Origin of the sequence: Streptococcus handemini (assembly GCF_040984445.1) — a bacterium.
Lineage (GTDB): Bacteria > Bacillota > Bacilli > Lactobacillales > Streptococcaceae > Streptococcus > Streptococcus handemini.
This window is the reverse complement of sequence record NZ_JBFRYH010000005.1, coordinates 42328-58792: the sequence shown is the minus strand read 5'-3', so window position 1 is coordinate 58792 and position 16465 is coordinate 42328. Positions and strand designations below refer to the sequence as shown.

Annotated in this window: 15 protein-coding genes and 1 pseudogene; all 16 read left to right on the top strand. The window is 41.1% G+C overall.

The features are described 5' to 3' along the window. Positions 1-217 precede the first annotated feature (217 nt). The 16 genes and pseudogenes from ABPH35_RS01530 to ABPH35_RS01455 all read left to right on the top strand — a co-directional run bounded on the left by ABPH35_RS01530 (position 218) and on the right by ABPH35_RS01455 (position 16460). Positions 218-451 (top strand): hypothetical protein, encoded by a 234-nt coding sequence (locus ABPH35_RS01530; protein WP_368849501.1) that lies wholly within the window; start codon positions 218-220, stop codon positions 449-451. Between the two features lie 209 nt (positions 452-660). Continuing rightward, positions 661-1068 carry an ArpU family phage packaging/lysis transcriptional regulator gene (locus ABPH35_RS01525; RefSeq protein WP_368849500.1) on the top strand — a complete coding sequence of 136 codons (408 nt, stop codon included), beginning with the start codon at positions 661-663 and terminating at the stop codon, positions 1066-1068. A 188-nt stretch (positions 1069-1256) separates the two neighbouring features. Then, on the top strand, positions 1257-1436 hold the full coding sequence (locus ABPH35_RS01520; RefSeq protein ID WP_368849499.1) for a type II toxin-antitoxin system HicA family toxin: 180 nt from the start codon (positions 1257-1259) through the stop codon (positions 1434-1436). Between the two features lie 37 nt (positions 1437-1473). Continuing rightward, the gene (locus tag ABPH35_RS01515) at positions 1474-1929 is read left to right on the top strand and encodes a type II toxin-antitoxin system HicB family antitoxin (protein ID WP_368849498.1); all 456 of its coding nucleotides are present in this window, start codon (positions 1474-1476) and stop codon (positions 1927-1929) included. 192 nt (positions 1930-2121) lie between these two features. Beyond that, positions 2122-3554, top strand: a pseudogene (locus tag ABPH35_RS01510) (IS1182 family transposase). Positions 3555-4020: 466 nt separating this feature from the next. Next, positions 4021-5142 (top strand): tRNA 2-thiouridine(34) synthase MnmA, encoded by a 1122-nt coding sequence (mnmA, locus tag ABPH35_RS01505; protein WP_349987798.1) that lies wholly within the window; start codon positions 4021-4023, stop codon positions 5140-5142. A gap of 35 nt (positions 5143-5177) precedes the next feature. Then, complete coding sequence (locus tag ABPH35_RS01500) at positions 5178-5810, top strand: RpiB/LacA/LacB family sugar-phosphate isomerase (RefSeq protein WP_349987797.1); 633 nt, start codon at positions 5178-5180, stop codon at positions 5808-5810. A 129-nt stretch (positions 5811-5939) separates the two neighbouring features. After that, positions 5940-6413, top strand: a complete 474-nt coding sequence (locus ABPH35_RS01495; RefSeq protein WP_405054550.1) for an NUDIX hydrolase — start codon at positions 5940-5942, stop codon at positions 6411-6413. Beyond that, entirely contained in the window at positions 6410-8326 is a 1917-nt protein-coding gene (gene mnmG, locus ABPH35_RS01490; RefSeq protein ID WP_349987796.1) for a tRNA uridine-5-carboxymethylaminomethyl(34) synthesis enzyme MnmG, read from the top strand. Before ABPH35_RS01495 ends, mnmG begins: the two co-directional genes overlap by 4 nt. Before the next feature lie 98 nt (positions 8327-8424). Next, positions 8425-10383: a DHH family phosphoesterase gene (locus ABPH35_RS01485; RefSeq protein WP_349987795.1), complete on the top strand. Its 1959-nt coding sequence runs from the start codon at positions 8425-8427 to the stop codon at positions 10381-10383. A gap of 11 nt (positions 10384-10394) precedes the next feature. After that, the gene (gene rplI, locus ABPH35_RS01480; protein ID WP_349987794.1) at positions 10395-10847 is read left to right on the top strand and encodes a 50S ribosomal protein L9; all 453 of its coding nucleotides are present in this window, start codon (positions 10395-10397) and stop codon (positions 10845-10847) included. A 32-nt stretch (positions 10848-10879) separates the two neighbouring features. Further along, on the top strand, positions 10880-12235 hold the full coding sequence (gene dnaB, locus ABPH35_RS01475) for a replicative DNA helicase (protein WP_349987793.1): 1356 nt from the start codon (positions 10880-10882) through the stop codon (positions 12233-12235). A gap of 2 nt (positions 12236-12237) precedes the next feature. After that, positions 12238-12489: a Veg family protein gene (locus tag ABPH35_RS01470; RefSeq protein WP_067087450.1), complete on the top strand. Its 252-nt coding sequence runs from the start codon at positions 12238-12240 to the stop codon at positions 12487-12489. A gap of 210 nt (positions 12490-12699) precedes the next feature. Beyond that, positions 12700-13311, top strand: a complete 612-nt coding sequence (rpsD, locus tag ABPH35_RS01465) for a 30S ribosomal protein S4 (RefSeq protein ID WP_067087439.1) — start codon at positions 12700-12702, stop codon at positions 13309-13311. 210 nt (positions 13312-13521) lie between these two features. Further along, positions 13522-15036: a flavocytochrome c gene (locus ABPH35_RS01460; protein WP_349987792.1), complete on the top strand. Its 1515-nt coding sequence runs from the start codon at positions 13522-13524 to the stop codon at positions 15034-15036. 80 nt (positions 15037-15116) lie between these two features. Further along, a complete protein-coding gene (locus ABPH35_RS01455) occupies positions 15117-16460 on the top strand; it encodes a metallophosphoesterase (protein WP_349987791.1) in 1344 nt (447 codons plus the stop codon). Positions 16461-16465 lie beyond the last annotated feature (5 nt).

Sequence of the window (16465 nt, the reverse complement as noted above, 5' to 3'; positions counted from 1 at the left end):
GCGACAAAAAAGTAATTGGAAATCGCAACCTTCCGCAAAGCTGTGATTGGATTTTATACAAAGGATAATATCATGGTAATGTGCAGAAATTGAAAGTTGAAAATCTTGCAGTCTTGTCAGGAAGGGGGGCTATCACCCTCCCCACGGAGGCTCGCGAGCTTCCCGCCGTCACTATGCATTTTTTCATGCGTGCAAGAAACAAAAAAAGGAGAAAAAAATGAAAAAAATATGCATTAAGTGCCACCAAGAGAAGGAACTGAATGAAATTAACTTTTCAAAAAAAACGAAAAGTAAAACGGGGTTAGATAGTCGTTGTAAAGATTGTTGCAGAGAAATAAATAAACAGCGCTATGAAGCTAAGCGCAATAAAATACTGGAGCAAAAGAGACAATACTATCAACGGCGAAAAATCCGAAAAAATCGAGAAGCACAACAAGAAAAAGCTATCTAAATAAAAAAGAGCAGTTTGCGCACTGCTCTTTGAAAGGTATTTTTGTATGGTGTCTGAATTTCAGAAAAAGGAGGTACTACAATAATAGCATGAGCGGGAAAGGGCGTCAATTACAGGGTTGTTTTTTAGATAGCAAACTAAAAAAAGCCAGCTAGCGCTGACTTCTCAGATATTTCACAAGTCTATTATATCACAAATGAGGGCAAAATATGGATAAAAAACGAATCAGAGAGTACGCCAAGCGAAAACTAAAAGAGTTTGAACGTTGGCAGAGAATCGCACAAGATGACAGTATACGCTACTCAGATGAATATATCCTACAGGCAGAACGGGGAGAATTTCAACCCGTGGAGCGCTTGGAGATTAACAGGGAGACAGCACGGCAGGAACTGAACGCAATCAAGTCAGCCATTAACTCAATCGGCGACATCAGACAACGGCAAATACTAATATTAAACTATCTTGAACGCAAGCCAGTTGAGCAGGTACGGCAGATAGTTAAAAGCAAGTATCAGCCCTATGAAGCCATCAAAAAAAGCCAATACAACAATTTAAAAAATGCCGCTCTTCTTGCTTTTGCCAAGCAATACAGAAATGGAGTGCTTGAAGCGTTGTGAGGTTGAAAATTTGGCAGGTTTTAGCCGTTTTATTAGTTTGTCCGATAATTCAACCACGGACAGACTAAAAGCCCTTAGAAGCGATTTTAGAGAGGGCACTGAGTAAGTCCCATATGAAAAAAATATCTTTTTACTTGCTAAATACGTGTAATACGTGTTATAATAATCTTGTCAGGAGGTAGAGCGCTATGCCGATGACACAAAAAGAGATGGTGAAACTCCTGATTGCTAATGGTTGGATAAAAACCAAAGGCGGTAAAGGCTCCCATATCAAAATGGAGAAGCAAGGAGAAAGACCCATCACAGTCCCGCATGGTGAACTGAATAAGTACACCGAGCGAGGAATAAGAAAGCAAGCGGGCATATAGTCCGCCCCTGCTTTTTGAGAGTAACGGAGGTAAAAAAATGTTAGTTACTTATCCCGCCTTATTTTACTATGACGATACGCAAGGGGAGAACGTAGCCCCGTTCTTTGTATATTTTCCAGACGTTGACGGGTCGGGCACTCAAGGGGACAACCTTGCGGACGCTATGGCCATGGCTTCCGAATACCTTGGCATTATGATGGCGGACTGTATCGAAAACGATAGAGAACTGCCAAAACCGTCTGACATCAACAGTCTTTCATTGACTGAAAATAATCCATTCAAAGATGATAAAGATTTCGAACTACAGTATGATGCAGAAAAGTCTTTCATCTCCCTTGTCATGGTCAACGTTGCGGAATACTTGGGAAGTCAAGAGCCGATAAAAAAAACGTTAACTATACCACGTTGGGCGGACAAGTTGGGGCGTGAGTTGGGTTTGAACTTCTCCCAAACACTTACCGAAGCCATCGCAGATAAGAAATTACAAGCCTAGCCATCGCTAGGCTTTTCCGGATACAGTAGAATACAGTAGAATTTGCTATAATAGACTTATCAGCAATCAAAAAAAAGCGTAGTTTACACTACGCTCAGATTGAAGACAAAGTCCATAGAATTCATTTTCTAAGGGCTTTTCTTTATAAATAGGAGTATAATGAAAGTATCTCATATGAGGAGGATAAGAGCTATGCTTCATAAAGAACAACCAGAATATAACCGTAAGCAGTATGGCTTCTATACGCTTGACCAGCTCGTCCCAGAAGATCATTTCCTACGCCAAGTGGATGAGTTGATTGACTTTGATTTCATTTATGACTTGGTTGAAGATACTTACTCTTCTGATAATGGGCGTCCAAGTTTAGATCCGATTATGCTCATCAAGATTCCTCTTATCCAATGTTTCTATGGCATTCGCTCTATGCGTCAAACGATGAAAGAGATTGAGGTGAATACCGCTTATCGTTGGTTTCTTGGGTTGACTTTGGAGGATAAGGTGCCTCATTTCACAACCTATGGCAAGAATTACAGTCGGCGTTTCCAAGACAAACAGGTCATTTCTGCGATTTTTAATCGGGTGTTGAGCCAAGCTCTAATGTCTGGTTTAGTTGACCCAAGTGAGATTTTCGTGGATGGCACTCATATTAAAGCAGCTGCGAACAATCACAAGTACCGTAAGGAAATAGTTGAGCAACAGGCTAAGTTTATGAGTGACCAACTTGAACTTGAGATTGATGAGGACAGGAAGAAACACGCAAAAAAGTCGTTAAAGCCCGCCACAAAAAGCGAGGGTAAGGAAAAGAAAGTATCTACCACTGACCCTGAAAGTGGCTGGTTTCACAAGGGAGAACATAAGGAAGTGTTTGCCTATTCTGCTCAGGTGGCTTGTGACAAGCATGGTTGGGCAGTATTGAGGCTGGCAATGTCCATGACAACCAGGCCTTTCCTGTACTCTTTGCCAAACTTGAACCGTTTACCCCACAATTTCTAATCGCTGACTCAGGCTATAAAACACCCAGTCTAGCTAAATTTCTTTTAGACAAGAATATCACGCCTGTTTTTCCTTATACCAGACCAAGAGGGATTCAGGGAAAACTTCATCCAAAAGATTTTGTTTACGATGAACACTTTGACTGTTACCTTTGCCCTGAAAATCAGGTCTTGGCCTACCGTACTACCACGCGAGAAGGGTACCGGGAGTATAAGAGTGATCCTAAGATTTGCGCAGCTTGTCCACTATTATCAGTCTGCACCGAAAGTAGAAACCATCAAAAGGTTATCACACGGCACATTTGGAAAGATTATCTAGAAATTTGCGAAGAGATCAGACATCAGAGAGGAATGAAAGAGCTGTATCAGAGACGCAAAGAAACGATAGAGCGACTTTTTGGTACAGCTAAGGAATATCACAATTTACGTTATACAAGAGAAAAAGGGAAGTCCAAAATGGAGGATAAGGTTGGGCTGACTTTGGCATGCTTAAATCTCAAAAAACTGGTCAAAATGATGGCGGGAAGGCCTTTTTATTTTGCCCTAAACCACTCTTCTAGACTATTTTTTTCAAAAATAACACAGAAAACAAAAAGACAAACCAGGCTCTCGACTAGTTTGTCTTCAGTCTAAAGCGTAGTTTACACTACGCTAGTTCTTGCCTGCTGAACTCGTGAAAATTTGTTCACCTTTTTTAAAATTTTGAGCTTATCAACCTTGATTTGATAGGCTTTTTTTATCAAAAATTTGTTCACCTTTTTGTGGACTTTCTGGGGAAATCTATGGCAATCTATGGAAATGCGTTTTTTTTAAAAAGTCAGTCATATCAAGGGTTTATGGGCTGTAAAGTGATGTAAAGAAACCTATATTTTTAAATTTTAAATTAGTCATAGGTTTTCCTCAATTTTCTCTTAGTGTTATTATATCAAATAACGTTCGGAAAATCTGCCTCTTGATTTTATTTGTTAGAAAATAGCTAGGGATATGGTATAATACTGTCTGTGCCGTGAGGTACTTCAAAATCGACCTTCAATCGTTTTTTGAAAATAGATGGTGTAAAGAAAGTTTACACTAGATTAAATTGATGGGAGAATAGACAATGGGTGATAACTCAAAGATACGTGTTGTCGTTGGTATGAGCGGAGGTGTTGATTCCTCTGTCACGGCCCTGTTGCTCAAGGAGCAGGGCTATGATGTGATTGGCATCTTCATGAAAAACTGGGACGATACAGACGAAAATGGTTTTTGTACAGCAACAGAAGATTACAAAGATGTCGCAGCTGTTGCCGATCAAATTGGGATTCCGTACTACTCTGTCAACTTTGAAAAAGAGTATTGGGACCGGGTGTTTGAATATTTCCTTGCCGAATATCGTGCAGGACGGACACCAAATCCTGATGTGATGTGTAATAAAGAAATTAAATTTAAAGCCTTTTTGGACTATGCTATGAACTTAGGTGCTGATTATGTGGCGACAGGTCACTATGCACAGGTCAAGCGAGATGAGAACGGAGTGGTTCACATGCTTCGGGGCGCTGATAATGGCAAGGACCAGACCTACTTCCTTAGCCAATTGTCACAAGAGCAATTGCAGAAAACCATGTTTCCTCTAGGTCATCTGCAGAAGTCAGAAGTGCGTGAAATTGCAGAACGTGCTGGGCTTGCAACGGCTAAGAAAAAAGATTCGACAGGGATTTGTTTTATCGGTGAAAAGAATTTTAAAGAATTTCTTAGCCAGTATCTGCCTGCTCAAAAAGGGCGTATGCTGACTATTGACGGTCGAGATATGGGGGAACATGCAGGTCTCATGTATTACACCATCGGTCAACGTGGAGGCCTTGGTATCGGTGGGCAGATTGGCGGAGATAACGCCCCGTGGTTCGTTGTAGGAAAAGATTTGTCACAAAATATTTTATATGTAGGTCAGGGATTCTACCATGATTCATTGATGTCAACTAACTTGACAGCTAGTCAAGTTCACTTTACACAAGAGATGCCTGAGAATTTTACGCTGGAATGTACGGCTAAATTCCGCTATCGTCAACCGGATTCAAAAGTGACCGTCCACGTAACAGGAGACAAGGCTGAAGTTATCTTTGATGAGCCACAACGGGCCATTACACCTGGTCAAGCAGTTGTCTTTTACAATGGTGACGAATGTCTAGGTGGAGGTATGATTGACCTTGCCTTTAAAGATGGAAAAGTGTGTCAGTATATTTAGGTTGACAAATTTGTAAATGTAAAATGGAGTAGGATGTGAAAATCGGAGTTATACAGGCTAGCACTAGAACGGATATGAACGATGTATTAGTTCGGGCTGTTCAAAAATCAGTTGCAGGTCAGCATAAAGTGGTCAACTTGGGTGTTTTTCCGAATGAGACAGTTAGCTATTCTTATGTAGAAGTCGCGGTTATGATTAGCTTTCTTATCGAGTCTCAATCTCTGGACTTTGTAGTGACAGGATGCTCATCTGGTCAAGGAATGATGCTTGCCTGTAATAGTTTGCCTGGTCTCCAGTGTGGATTCATTCAGACACCCCAGGATGCTTTCTTATTTGGTAGAATCAATAGTGGTAATGTTGTTTCCTTACCGCTTGGATTGAATATCGGATGGTGTGGGGAATTAAACTTGGAATATACACTTGAAAAATTATTTGACGGTGAATTTGGGGTTGGTTATCCGAAGGAAGATGCTACTAGAAAGCAGCAAGAAACAGCATTATTGAATAGCATCAATCAGCTAACCAAGAGAGCATTGCTAGAAATCATAGATGAAATGGACGAAGGTTTGCTCCGGAAAATAGCCAATCGAAAGATTTTCTATCAGTATGTTGATAGAAATGCAAAGAATCGAGCATTGGTGGATAAATTGCAGCGATTCCTTGATTGACATTCTGTGCCAATCTGATAGAATAGAAGCATGACAATGCTATGATGGTCAAAGCTCATAGGAATTGGACGTTTTTTGCGTGCAGTTTCTGAGGGTTTTGGCTCTTTTTGTGTGGAAATGGAGTATCGTGTGGATTTTCGAACAAAAAAAGACGAGCAGATTTTTGGTGTTCGTGCAACGGCACTAATTATGAGGGAGCAGAAACTCTTTCTTTCCTATCGTGAGAATACTCAGAAATACTATACGATTGGTGGTGCTATCAAAGTTGGCGAGTCAACAGAAGATGCGGTTATTCGTGAGGTAAAGGAAGAATTAGGAATAGATGTCGTAGTGAAGCAATTAGCTTTTATTGTTGAAAATAAGTTTACAGTAATTGATAAGAAAGAAACCATTCATTATCATAACATTGAATTTCACTATATAGTAGAGCCAGTGGAAGAAGTTCCAGGCAATATGGTAGAAGAAGGAGATACTTCACCATGCTACTGGATAGATGTTGACAACCTTGTAAACATTGATGTAGTTCCTGCGTTTTTGAAAACACACTTACCAAATTGGTCAGGGACGATTGAACAGATTCGATTAAAGGAGACTAGAAAATGACATATACATTTACCGAAGAATATGATGTAATTGTAATTGGAGCTGGACATGCTGGGGTAGAAGCAGGCCTTGCAACCAGTCGGATGGGCTGTAAAACGTTGCTTGCAACGATTAACTTGGACATGGTGGCCTTTATGCCGTGTAATCCCTCTATCGGTGGGTCAGCTAAGGGAATTGTTGTTCGGGAAATTGATGCCCTTGGTGGAGAAATGGGGCGCAATATTGACAAGACCTACATTCAGATGAAAATGCTGAATACGGGTAAAGGTCCTGCTGTACGCGCTTTGCGAGCCCAGGCAGATAAGGCAAAATATTCGCTTGAAATGAAGCGTACTGTGGAACAACAGGAGAATCTAACTCTTCGTCAGACCATGATTGATGAAATTTTGGTTGAAGAAAATCGAGTCCTCGGTGTTCGGACAGCGACCAATCAGTATTTTGCGGCAAAGGCAGTTATTGTGACAACAGGAACGGCTTTGCGTGGGGAGATTATCATCGGTGACTTAAAATATTCCTCAGGACCAAATAATAGCTTAGCTTCTGTCGCTTTGGCTGATAACTTGAAAGATTTAGGTCTTGAAATTGGGCGGTTTAAGACAGGAACGCCACCTCGTGTCAACGCACGTACGGTTGATTATGCTGCAACAGAAATTCAACCTGGAGATCAGAAGCCCAATCATTTTTCATTCCTATCAAAGGATGAGGATTATCTGCAAGACCAGATTCCATGCTGGTTGACCTATACCAATGCGCGCAGCCATGAAATTATCAATAGTAACCTTCACAGAGCGCCTATGTTTTCAGGTGTGGTTAAGGGGGTAGGCCCACGCTATTGTCCATCTATTGAGGATAAAATCGTGCGTTTTGCGGATAAAGAGCGTCATCAGTTGTTCTTAGAGCCTGAGGGGCGTGATACGGATGAGATTTATATTCAGGGGCTTTCAACCAGTCTTCCTGAAGATGTGCAAAAGGACTTGGTTCACTCGATTCAGGGGCTTGAAAATGCAGAAATGATGCGGACAGGTTATGCGATTGAGTATGATATGGTCATGCCACATCAGTTGCGGGCGACCCTTGAAACCAAGAAAATTTCAGGGCTCTTTACTGCTGGTCAGACCAATGGGACATCTGGCTATGAAGAGGCTGCTGGTCAGGGAATTATAGCAGGAATCAATGCTGCTCTTAAAGTGGAAGGCAAGCCAGAATTGATTTTGAAGCGTAGTGATGGCTATATCGGGGTGATGATTGATGACTTGGTGACCAAAGGAACGGTCGAGCCTTATCGTCTCTTGACTAGTCGAGCAGAATATCGTTTGATTTTGCGTCATGATAATGCAGATATGCGGTTGACAGAAATTGGGCGTCAGGTTGGTTTAGTGGATGATGAGCGCTATCAGGTCTTCCAAATTCATAAGCAGCAATTTGACAATGAAATGGCTCGTTTGGATTCGATTAAATTGAAGCCAGTCAAGGAAACCAATGAAAAAGTTGTTGCGATGGGCTTTAAACCGCTGACAGATGCGCTGACTGCAAAAGAATTTATGAGAAGACCTGAAATCACCTATGCGGATGTTATTGAATTTGTTGGTCCAGCTGCTAAGGAATTGTCTGATAAGACCATTGAATTGATTGAAACCGAGGTGAAGTATGAGGGCTATATCAGCAAGGCCTTGGATCAAGTTGAGAAGATGAAACGGATGGAAGAAAAACGGATTCCAGCAGATATTGATTGGGATGATATTGATTCGATTGCAACGGAAGCTCGTCAGAAATTTAAGCTGATTTCTCCTGAAACGATTGGACAGGCAAGTCGCATCTCAGGGGTCAATCCAGCAGATATTTCAATTCTCATGGTTTATCTAGAAGGGCGTAGCCGCTCTATTTCAAAGAATAAGGCAAAACATAATGACTAAAGACTGGGCATTTGTCTGGTCTTTTTGTAAATCTTCCGTGGAAATAGAAGCTAGCATTTTCAGCGGTTTTATGGTAAAATGGCAAGCAGAGGTTAGTGATGAAAAAATTTCGATTTTCAACGATTCATTTTGTGATGATTGGGGTAATCCTATTTGGATTATTGGCCGTTATTCATGGTTTATACCCTGAGTCAACAATTACCTATTTATCTATTTTTGTAGCCCTCTTTTTGCTGGTCTTGCTTTTTATTTTTCAAAAGCATTCCTATGAAGTGAGTGAAGTAGAACAAATTGAATACTTAAATGCCCAAGCTGATACGGGTCTCATGCGTCTACTTGCGCATATGCCGGTCGGTGTGATTAAAATCTCAGAAGACAATCAAGTAGAATGGTTCAATCCCTATGCAGAGCTCTTATTTGTCAAGGAAGATGGTGAATTTGATCAGCGAAAACTGCGAGAAATGATTGATGTTGGTTTAGATGAGGATAGGACCTATGTAACAATTGCTGATAAACGTTATGCAGTCTACGTAGATTTCGAACAGGGCCTCTTCTACTTTTTTGATGCGTCAACAGAATATTATGCTACCTCAAATTTGATTGGTAGTCGGCCTGCTATTGGGATTATTTCTGTCGATAATTATGACGAGTTAGAAGATATTTATTCCGATTCTCAGATTAGCCAAATCAATAGTTTTTTAGCTCAATTTGTATCTGATTTTGCAAATGAAAATGGGATTTATTATCGTCGTGGAACTATGGATCGTTTCTATTTCTTTACAGATTATGCGGTTTTGGAAGGATTAATTGAAGATAAATTTTCGGTTATCAACCGGTTTCGTGAAGAAGCAAAACAGATGGAGTTGGCTTTGACCTTAAGTATAGGAATTGCTTATGGAGCTAGTAATCATCAGCAAATCGGTCAGGTTGCCTTACAAAATCTGAATATGGCGGAAGTTCGGGGCGGGGATCAAGTTGTCGTCAAAGAAAATGATGAGAGCAAACAGCCACTCTTTTTCGGTGGTGGTTCTGCTGCTGCTGTTAAACGGACACGAACGCGGACACGTGCGATGATGACGGCTGTTTCGGACAAATTGAAAGTGGTGGATGCAGTATTTGTGGTGGGACATCGAAACCTGGATATGGATGCCTTGGGTTCTGCTGTTGGAATGCAGTATTTTGCACAAAATATCATGAACAATGCCTACACTGTCTATGATCCCCAGGAAATGTCAGCTGATATTGAGCGAGCAATCCAGCGATTGACTCATGAAAATTGCTCGAATTTATTGGCCGTAGAGGAAGCCAAGAAGCAGGTGACTTCTCAATCGCTTCTCATTATGGTCGATCATTCGAAGATCGGTTTGACCTTGTCCAAAGAATTTTATGAATTGTTTAGCCAGGTTGTCGTGGTGGATCATCATCGTCGTGATGCCGATTTCCCAGACAATGCAGTCTTGACCTATATTGAGAGTGGTGCAAGTTCAGCGAGTGAATTGGTGACAGAATTAATTCAATTCCAAAATGATAAGCACCATAAAATCAATCGTCTTCAATCCAGTCTCTTGATGGCAGGAATTATGCTCGATACAAAGAATTTTACAGCTCGAGTAACGAGTCGTACGTTTGATGTAGCAAGTTACCTCAGAAATCGTGGTAGTGATAGTTCAGAAATTCAGCAGATTGCGGCAACGGATTTTAACGAATACCGTCAAATTAACGAATTGATTTTAAGAGGCCAAAAGATTTCAGACCACATTGTCTTGGTCTGTGGAGATGAGCAAATCGCTTATGATACGATTGTACCAAGTAAGGCAGCGGATACGATTTTAGGAATGGCAGGGATTGAAGCAGTCTTTGTTGTGACAAAAAATGTTAATGATTATATCGCTATTTCAGCTCGTAGTCGTAGTAAGGTGAATGTGCAGCGAATCATGGAAGAAATGGGTGGAGGCGGTCACTTTAATCTTGCAGCAGCCCAAGTCCATTATGAATCACTTGATCAAGTTCAACTGAAATTACGGCAAGTGATTGAAGAGGAATTAAAAGAAACATAGGAGGAATCCACATGAAAGTTATTTTTTTAGCAGATGTAAAAGGAAAAGGTAAAAAAGGAGAAATTAGGGAAGTTCCGACAGGATATGCCCAAAATTTTTTGATTAAGAAAAATCTTGCCAAGGAAGCAACCAATCAAGCCATTAGTGAATTACGTGGTAAACAAAAATCGCAAGAAAAAGCTCATGCTGAGATGTTAGCAGAAGCGGAAACAATTAAGGCGAGATTAGCTGAAGAGAAGACACTTGTTTCCTTTGTTGAAAAAGTTGGTCCAGACGGCCGTACTTTTGGTTCTATTACGAGCAAGAAAATTGCCGAGGAGTTGGACAAACAATTCGGTATTAAGATAGATAAAAGAAATATCCAGTTGGATCATCCAATTCGTGCGATTGGATTGATTGATGTTCCTGTGAAAATTTATCAAGATGTGACAGGAGTTATTAACTTAAGTATCAAGGAAGCCTAAGTAAATTGTATTAGAGATGGGAGGTGAGAATCTTGGCAGAATTGGATGAATTGCGTGTACAACCTCAGGATATTTTAGCAGAACAGTCTGTTCTTGGTGCAATTTTTATCGATGAGGGAAAATTAGTTTTCGTTCGCGAATATATTGAAGCAGACGATTTTTTCAAATATGCGCACCAACTGATTTTCAAAGCAATGATTGCCTTGTCTGATCGTCATGAAGCGATTGATGCGACTACCATGCGGAATTATCTAGACAATCACGGGGACTTGGAAAATATTGGTGGTCTCAGTTATTTGGCAGAAGTCATCAATTCGGTACCGACCTCTGCGAATGCGGAATATTATGCCAAGATTGTTGCCGAAAAATCAAATTTACGGAAATTGATTTCGAGTCTGACGGATTCGATTAACCAAGCCTATGATGGGGCAGATGAGTCAGATGAGATTATTGCGCGTGCTGAAAAAGCCTTAATTGATGTCAGCGAAGGTGCTAGCCGTAGCGGTTTTAAGCAGATTGAGGATATTTTACATATCAACTTTGAAAATTTGGAAAAACGCTCGCAACAAACATCTGACATTACGGGGATTGCGACTGGCTATCCAGCCTTAGATGCGATGACAACAGGCTTGCATGAAGAAGAGTTGATTATTTTGGCGGCTCGTCCCGCTGTCGGAAAGACAGCCTTTGCCTTGAATATTGCACAAAATATTGGTACAAAACTAGGATTGACAGTTGCTATCTTTTCCCTAGAGATGGGGGCAGAAAGTCTTGTTGACCGGATGTTGGCAGCAGAAGGCATGATTAACTCCCGTTCGATTCGTACAGGTCATTTGACGGATGAAGAATGGCAAAAATTGACCATGGCACAGGCAAATTTAGCCAACGCAAGTATCTATATTGATGATACGCCAGGGATTAAGATTACTGAAATTCGCTCTCGCTCTCGGAAATTAGCGCAAGAAACAGGAAATCTCGGCTTGATTTTGATTGATTATTTGCAGCTGATTACAGGCACTGGTCGGGAAAATCGCCAGCAGGAAGTTTCTGAAATTTCTCGCCAATTGAAGATTTTGGCTAAAGAGTTGAAAGTGCCTGTTATTGCCCTTAGTCAGCTATCTCGTGGAGTGGAACAGCGCCAAGATAAGCGTCCAGTCTTGTCTGATATTCGGGAGTCTGGTTCGATTGAGCAGGATGCAGATATTGTAGCTTTCCTTTACCGTGATGATTATTATGAACGAGGGGGGCAAGAAGAAGGGGGTATCCCAAATGATACTGTTGAAGTCATCATTGAAAAAAACCGTTCAGGAGCACGTGGGACGGTTGAGTTGATGTTTAAGAAAGAATTTAATAAATTTTCAAGTATTTCCAAGAGAGAGGATGGATAAGAATGAGTGATGCATTTACAGATGTCGCTAAGATGAAGCAAATCAAAGAAGATATTAAAAACCATGAGGGACAAGTTGTTGAATTAACACTTGAAAATGGTCGCAAACGGGAGAAAAACAAGCAAGGTCGGATTACAGAGGTGTATCAATCCCTCTTTATCGTAGAATACGAAGATCCGAATAATACCTATGTAGAATCCTATACCTATTCCGATGTGTTAACAGAAAAGATTTTGATTCATTATTTGGATTAGTAGAATAAAACAAACATGCAAAAGGCTTTACAAAGCCTTTTTTCTATGATATACTATTTTTTGTGTGAAATAGCAGCAGAGGAATATGAAGCTCGTCAACAGGTACTTTGCAATAGAAGTAACCTTAGCTGTTTAGGCGAAGGGTACCTGCACGAATCAGGATTTCTCAAAGACTATTTCCATAAAATAAAATTTATGGAGGACATTCTTATGTCACGTTATACAGGACCATCTTGGAAACAAGCACGCCGTCTTGGTTTGTCACTTACAGGTACAGGTAAAGAGCTTGCACGCCGTAACTATGTACCAGGTCAACACGGACCAAACAACCGCAGCAAATTGTCAGAATACGGTTTGCAATTAGCTGAGAAACAAAAACTTCGTTTCTCTTACGGTGTAGGTGAGAAACAATTCCGTAACTTGTTCGTACAAGCTACAAAAATCAAAGGTGGAATCCTTGGTTTCAACTTCATGCTTCTTCTTGAGCGTCGTTTGGACAACGTTGTATACCGTCTTGGTCTTGCAACAACTCGTCGCCAAGCACGTCAATTTGTAAACCACGGTCATATCCTTGTTGATGGCAAACGCGTTGACATCCCTAGCTACCGTGTTGAAGTTGGTCAAGTGATTTCAGTTCGTGAAAAATCATTGAAAGTACCTGCAATCCTTGAAGCTGTTGAAGCAACTCTTGGACGTCCAGCATTCGTATCATTCGATGCTGATAAATTGGAAGGATCATTGACTCGCCTTCCAGAACGCGACGAAATCAATCCAGAAATTAACGAAGCACTTGTCGTTGAATTCTACAACAAAATGCTTTAATTTCAAAGATTATCTTGCAAAAAGCCTACTTTGGTGGGCTTTTTGTGTGTTCAGAAATATAAGATTTTGAGAAGCCTTATTTGCAAACTATTTTTAGTAAGGGGGGATTATCTTTTCTGAATTTTGTGAAAAAAATTACAAAAACTATTGCAACCGATGGGTAAATAGGGTAAAATAATACGGTAACTTAAAAAAAGGAGAAGGTTTAATATGAAGAAGAAAGTTTGGCTAGGTGCCTTACTTAGTTTGCTTGCTGCTGTTTTCTTGATTGCTTGTGGAAGCAAATCAGCCAATACAGCAGAATCGTCAACTCCTGCTTCATCTTCTAAAGAAGAGGCTGTTTCAGGAGCATCAGAGAAGGTCTACACAGATCCAGCAGAATTAAAAGAAAGCTATGATGTTGTTGTAATCGGTTCAGGTGGTGCTGGTATGGCTGCAGCAGTTTCTGCTCACGATGCAGGAGCGAGCGTAGCGGTTCTTGAGAAAATGGGAGAAGTAGGTGGAAATACTGCTAAGTCATCTGCAGGTATGAATGCCTCTCAAACAAAATTCCAAGATAAAGAGGGAATCAAAGATTCGAACGACAAATTCTACGAAGAAACCCTTAAAGGTGGTGGCGGAACAAACGATCCAGAATTGCTTCGCTACTTGGTAGACAACTCAGCGTCTGCAATCGACTGGTTGGATGGCATGGGAATTACTCTTAGTAACATCACAACGACTGGTGGTATGAGTGAGAAACGTACTCACCGTCCAGCAGACGGTTCAGCAGTTGGTGGCTACCTTGTAACAGGTCTTTATCACAACTTGACAGAGCGCAAGATTCCAATGTTTGTCAATGCGGATGTAACAAATCTTGAAGAAAAAGATGGCAAGATTTCAGGCGTTGAAGTGAAAATTGACGGTAAAACCAAGAAAGTTGCAGCAAAAGCAGTTGTAATTGCAACTGGTGGTTTCGGTGCTGACCTAGACAAAGTGGCACAATTGAATCCAAAATTAAAAGGCTATGTCACAACCAACCAAGCAGGTTCAACTGGTGACGGTATTGCCCTTGCAGAAGCAAAAGGTGCTGCAACAGTTGACATGGAACAAATCCAAATTCACCCAACTGTTGAGCAAGAAAAATCATACTTGATTACAGAAGCGATTCGTGGAGAAGGTGCTATTTTGGTCAACTCAAAAGGTGAGCGTTTCTTCAATGAATTGGAAACTCGTGATAAAGTTTCTGCAGCCATCAATGGTTTAAATCCAAACTACGCTTACGTAGTCTTTGATTCAGCCTTGAAAGATCGCGTAAAAGCAATCGCTCAATATGAGAAAAAAGGTCTTGTGAAATCAGGTGAAACAGTAGCAGATCTTGCAAAAGCAATCGATGTACCAGCAGACACTTTGCAAACGACTTTAGAAACATGGAACAAAGCTGTTGCAGACAAAAACGATGCAGCCTTCGGTCGCTCAAGTGGTATGGATCATGCTTTAGACGCTGCTCCTTACTATGCGATTAAAATCGCACCAGGGGTACACCATACTATGGGTGGTCTTAAAATCAATACCAATACAGAAGTGTTGAACAAAGAAGGCCAAGCAATCCCAGGACTTTACGCAGCAGGTGAAGTAACAGGTGGTGTTCATGGTAAAAACCGTATCGGTGGTAACGCCGTTGCAGATATTATCGTATTTGGTCGCCAAGCCGGTGAACAATCTGCAAAATTTGTGAAAAAATAATTCAGAAAGAAGTTGAGGAATAGGGATTCTCAGCTTCTTGTTTTTGTGTGATATAATAGGAAAAGAAAAGGAGGGCTTGTATGAAGAAGCGCTACTGGCTATTGCTAGTCTGTCTAGGGGTTAGCTCGCTGTTTTTCTTATTTCCTCAATTGTCTGTAAGAGATTCGTATGTGACAGAAAGTTGGACAGATTCCCAGCAGATTTGGCTAGTGACAGACATCCATTATCTTTCTCCTAGTCTGCATGATAATGGTAAGGCATTTTCCTATATTCAAAATACCGCAGCGGGAAAAGATATCCGCTATAGCAAGGAGAGAATGGATGCTTTAGTGGTCCAAGTCGAAAAAGAAAAGCCCAAGCTCCTGATTGTTAGCGGGGATTTGAGCTTAAATGGCGAGAAGAAAAGCATGGAAGATTTGGCAGGGCATTTTAAGGCTATAGAAGCTACTGGAACAGAGGTGCTCGTCATACCCGGGAACCACGACATTGCGAGTGGTTGGGCGCGTGGATTTAAGGGAGAAGAGCAGGTTCAGACTGACCAGGTAAGCAAGCAAGATTTTGAGAACATTTTTTCAGATTACGGTTATGCCCAAGCTGCTCAGAGAGATAAGGCCTCGCTCAGTTATATGGCAAAACCTTTTTCAAATCTTTGGCTCTTGATGATTGATAGTAATATTTACGCAGACGGATTTGGAAAGGGAGCGCCTGCAACCAACGGGCGCCTCAAAAAAGAAACCTTGAACTGGATAAAAGAACAATTGGAGGAGGCTGAGGCAGCGGGTGTTCAGGTAATTCCTGTTATGCACCACAATGTTTTGGATCAGCATGCTACGCCGACACGTGGATTTACGCTTGACAATGCGGTTGATGTGCGGGAATTGTATAATCAATATGGTATTTCGCTCACCTTTTCTGGTCATATCCACACCCAGCACATTAGCCGATCAGAGGGCAAGCAATCCTCCCTTACAGAGGTCGTCAATGGTGCTTTTTCCATGTATCCAATGACGATTGGACGTCTATCTCTGAAAGAGAAACGCTTGATCTATGATCAGACTCGACTTGACGTCACCTTATGGCACAATAATGCCAATCCTGATTTGGTAGCTCACGAGAAGTATCTGCTCGACGTATTTAACCGAGCTAGTGAGATTATGGTTCATACTACTCTGCATGATGAGGCAGCTTATGACAGGAAATTGGCTGACCAATTATCTGAAATCATGGCACCAATCAATCTGGCCTTCTTTTCAGGTGAGCGCTTGAGTGACGAATGGCTCGAAACAAATGTGTATCGTAGCCCAGCCTATGCCACTCTTTTAAAACAAGAACCTGAGAGTATGTTGGTGGAGTATATGGGCATGATGATAGATGAAATGCACGAAGACCCTGTTAACCATTTAGAGCTTGAGTGGAAGAAGTAAAAAAG

Bases quoted from the DNA above. Each gene is read 5' to 3' on its own strand.
- ABPH35_RS01455 (WP_349987791.1), top strand. From the start codon at position 15,117: ATGAAGAAGCGCTACTGGCTATTGCTAGTCTGTCTAGGGGTTAGCTCG.
- ABPH35_RS01530 (WP_368849501.1), top strand. From the start codon at position 218: ATGAAAAAAATATGCATTAAGTGCCACCAAGAGAAGGAACTGAATGAA.
- ABPH35_RS01460 (WP_349987792.1), top strand. From the start codon at position 13,522: ATGAAGAAGAAAGTTTGGCTAGGTGCCTTACTTAGTTTGCTTGCTGCT.
- ABPH35_RS01485 (WP_349987795.1), top strand. From the start codon at position 8,425: ATGAAAAAATTTCGATTTTCAACGATTCATTTTGTGATGATTGGGGTA.
- rplI (WP_349987794.1), top strand. From the start codon at position 10,395: ATGAAAGTTATTTTTTTAGCAGATGTAAAAGGAAAAGGTAAAAAAGGA.
- ABPH35_RS01515 (WP_368849498.1), top strand. From the start codon at position 1,474: ATGTTAGTTACTTATCCCGCCTTATTTTACTATGACGATACGCAAGGG.
- ABPH35_RS01520 (WP_368849499.1), top strand. From the start codon at position 1,257: ATGCCGATGACACAAAAAGAGATGGTGAAACTCCTGATTGCTAATGGT.
- ABPH35_RS01470 (WP_067087450.1), top strand. From the start codon at position 12,238: ATGAGTGATGCATTTACAGATGTCGCTAAGATGAAGCAAATCAAAGAA.
- mnmA (WP_349987798.1), top strand. From the start codon at position 4,021: ATGGGTGATAACTCAAAGATACGTGTTGTCGTTGGTATGAGCGGAGGT.
- ABPH35_RS01525 (WP_368849500.1), top strand. From the start codon at position 661: ATGGATAAAAAACGAATCAGAGAGTACGCCAAGCGAAAACTAAAAGAG.
- mnmG (WP_349987796.1), top strand. From the start codon at position 6,410: ATGACATATACATTTACCGAAGAATATGATGTAATTGTAATTGGAGCT.
- rpsD (WP_067087439.1), top strand. From the start codon at position 12,700: ATGTCACGTTATACAGGACCATCTTGGAAACAAGCACGCCGTCTTGGT.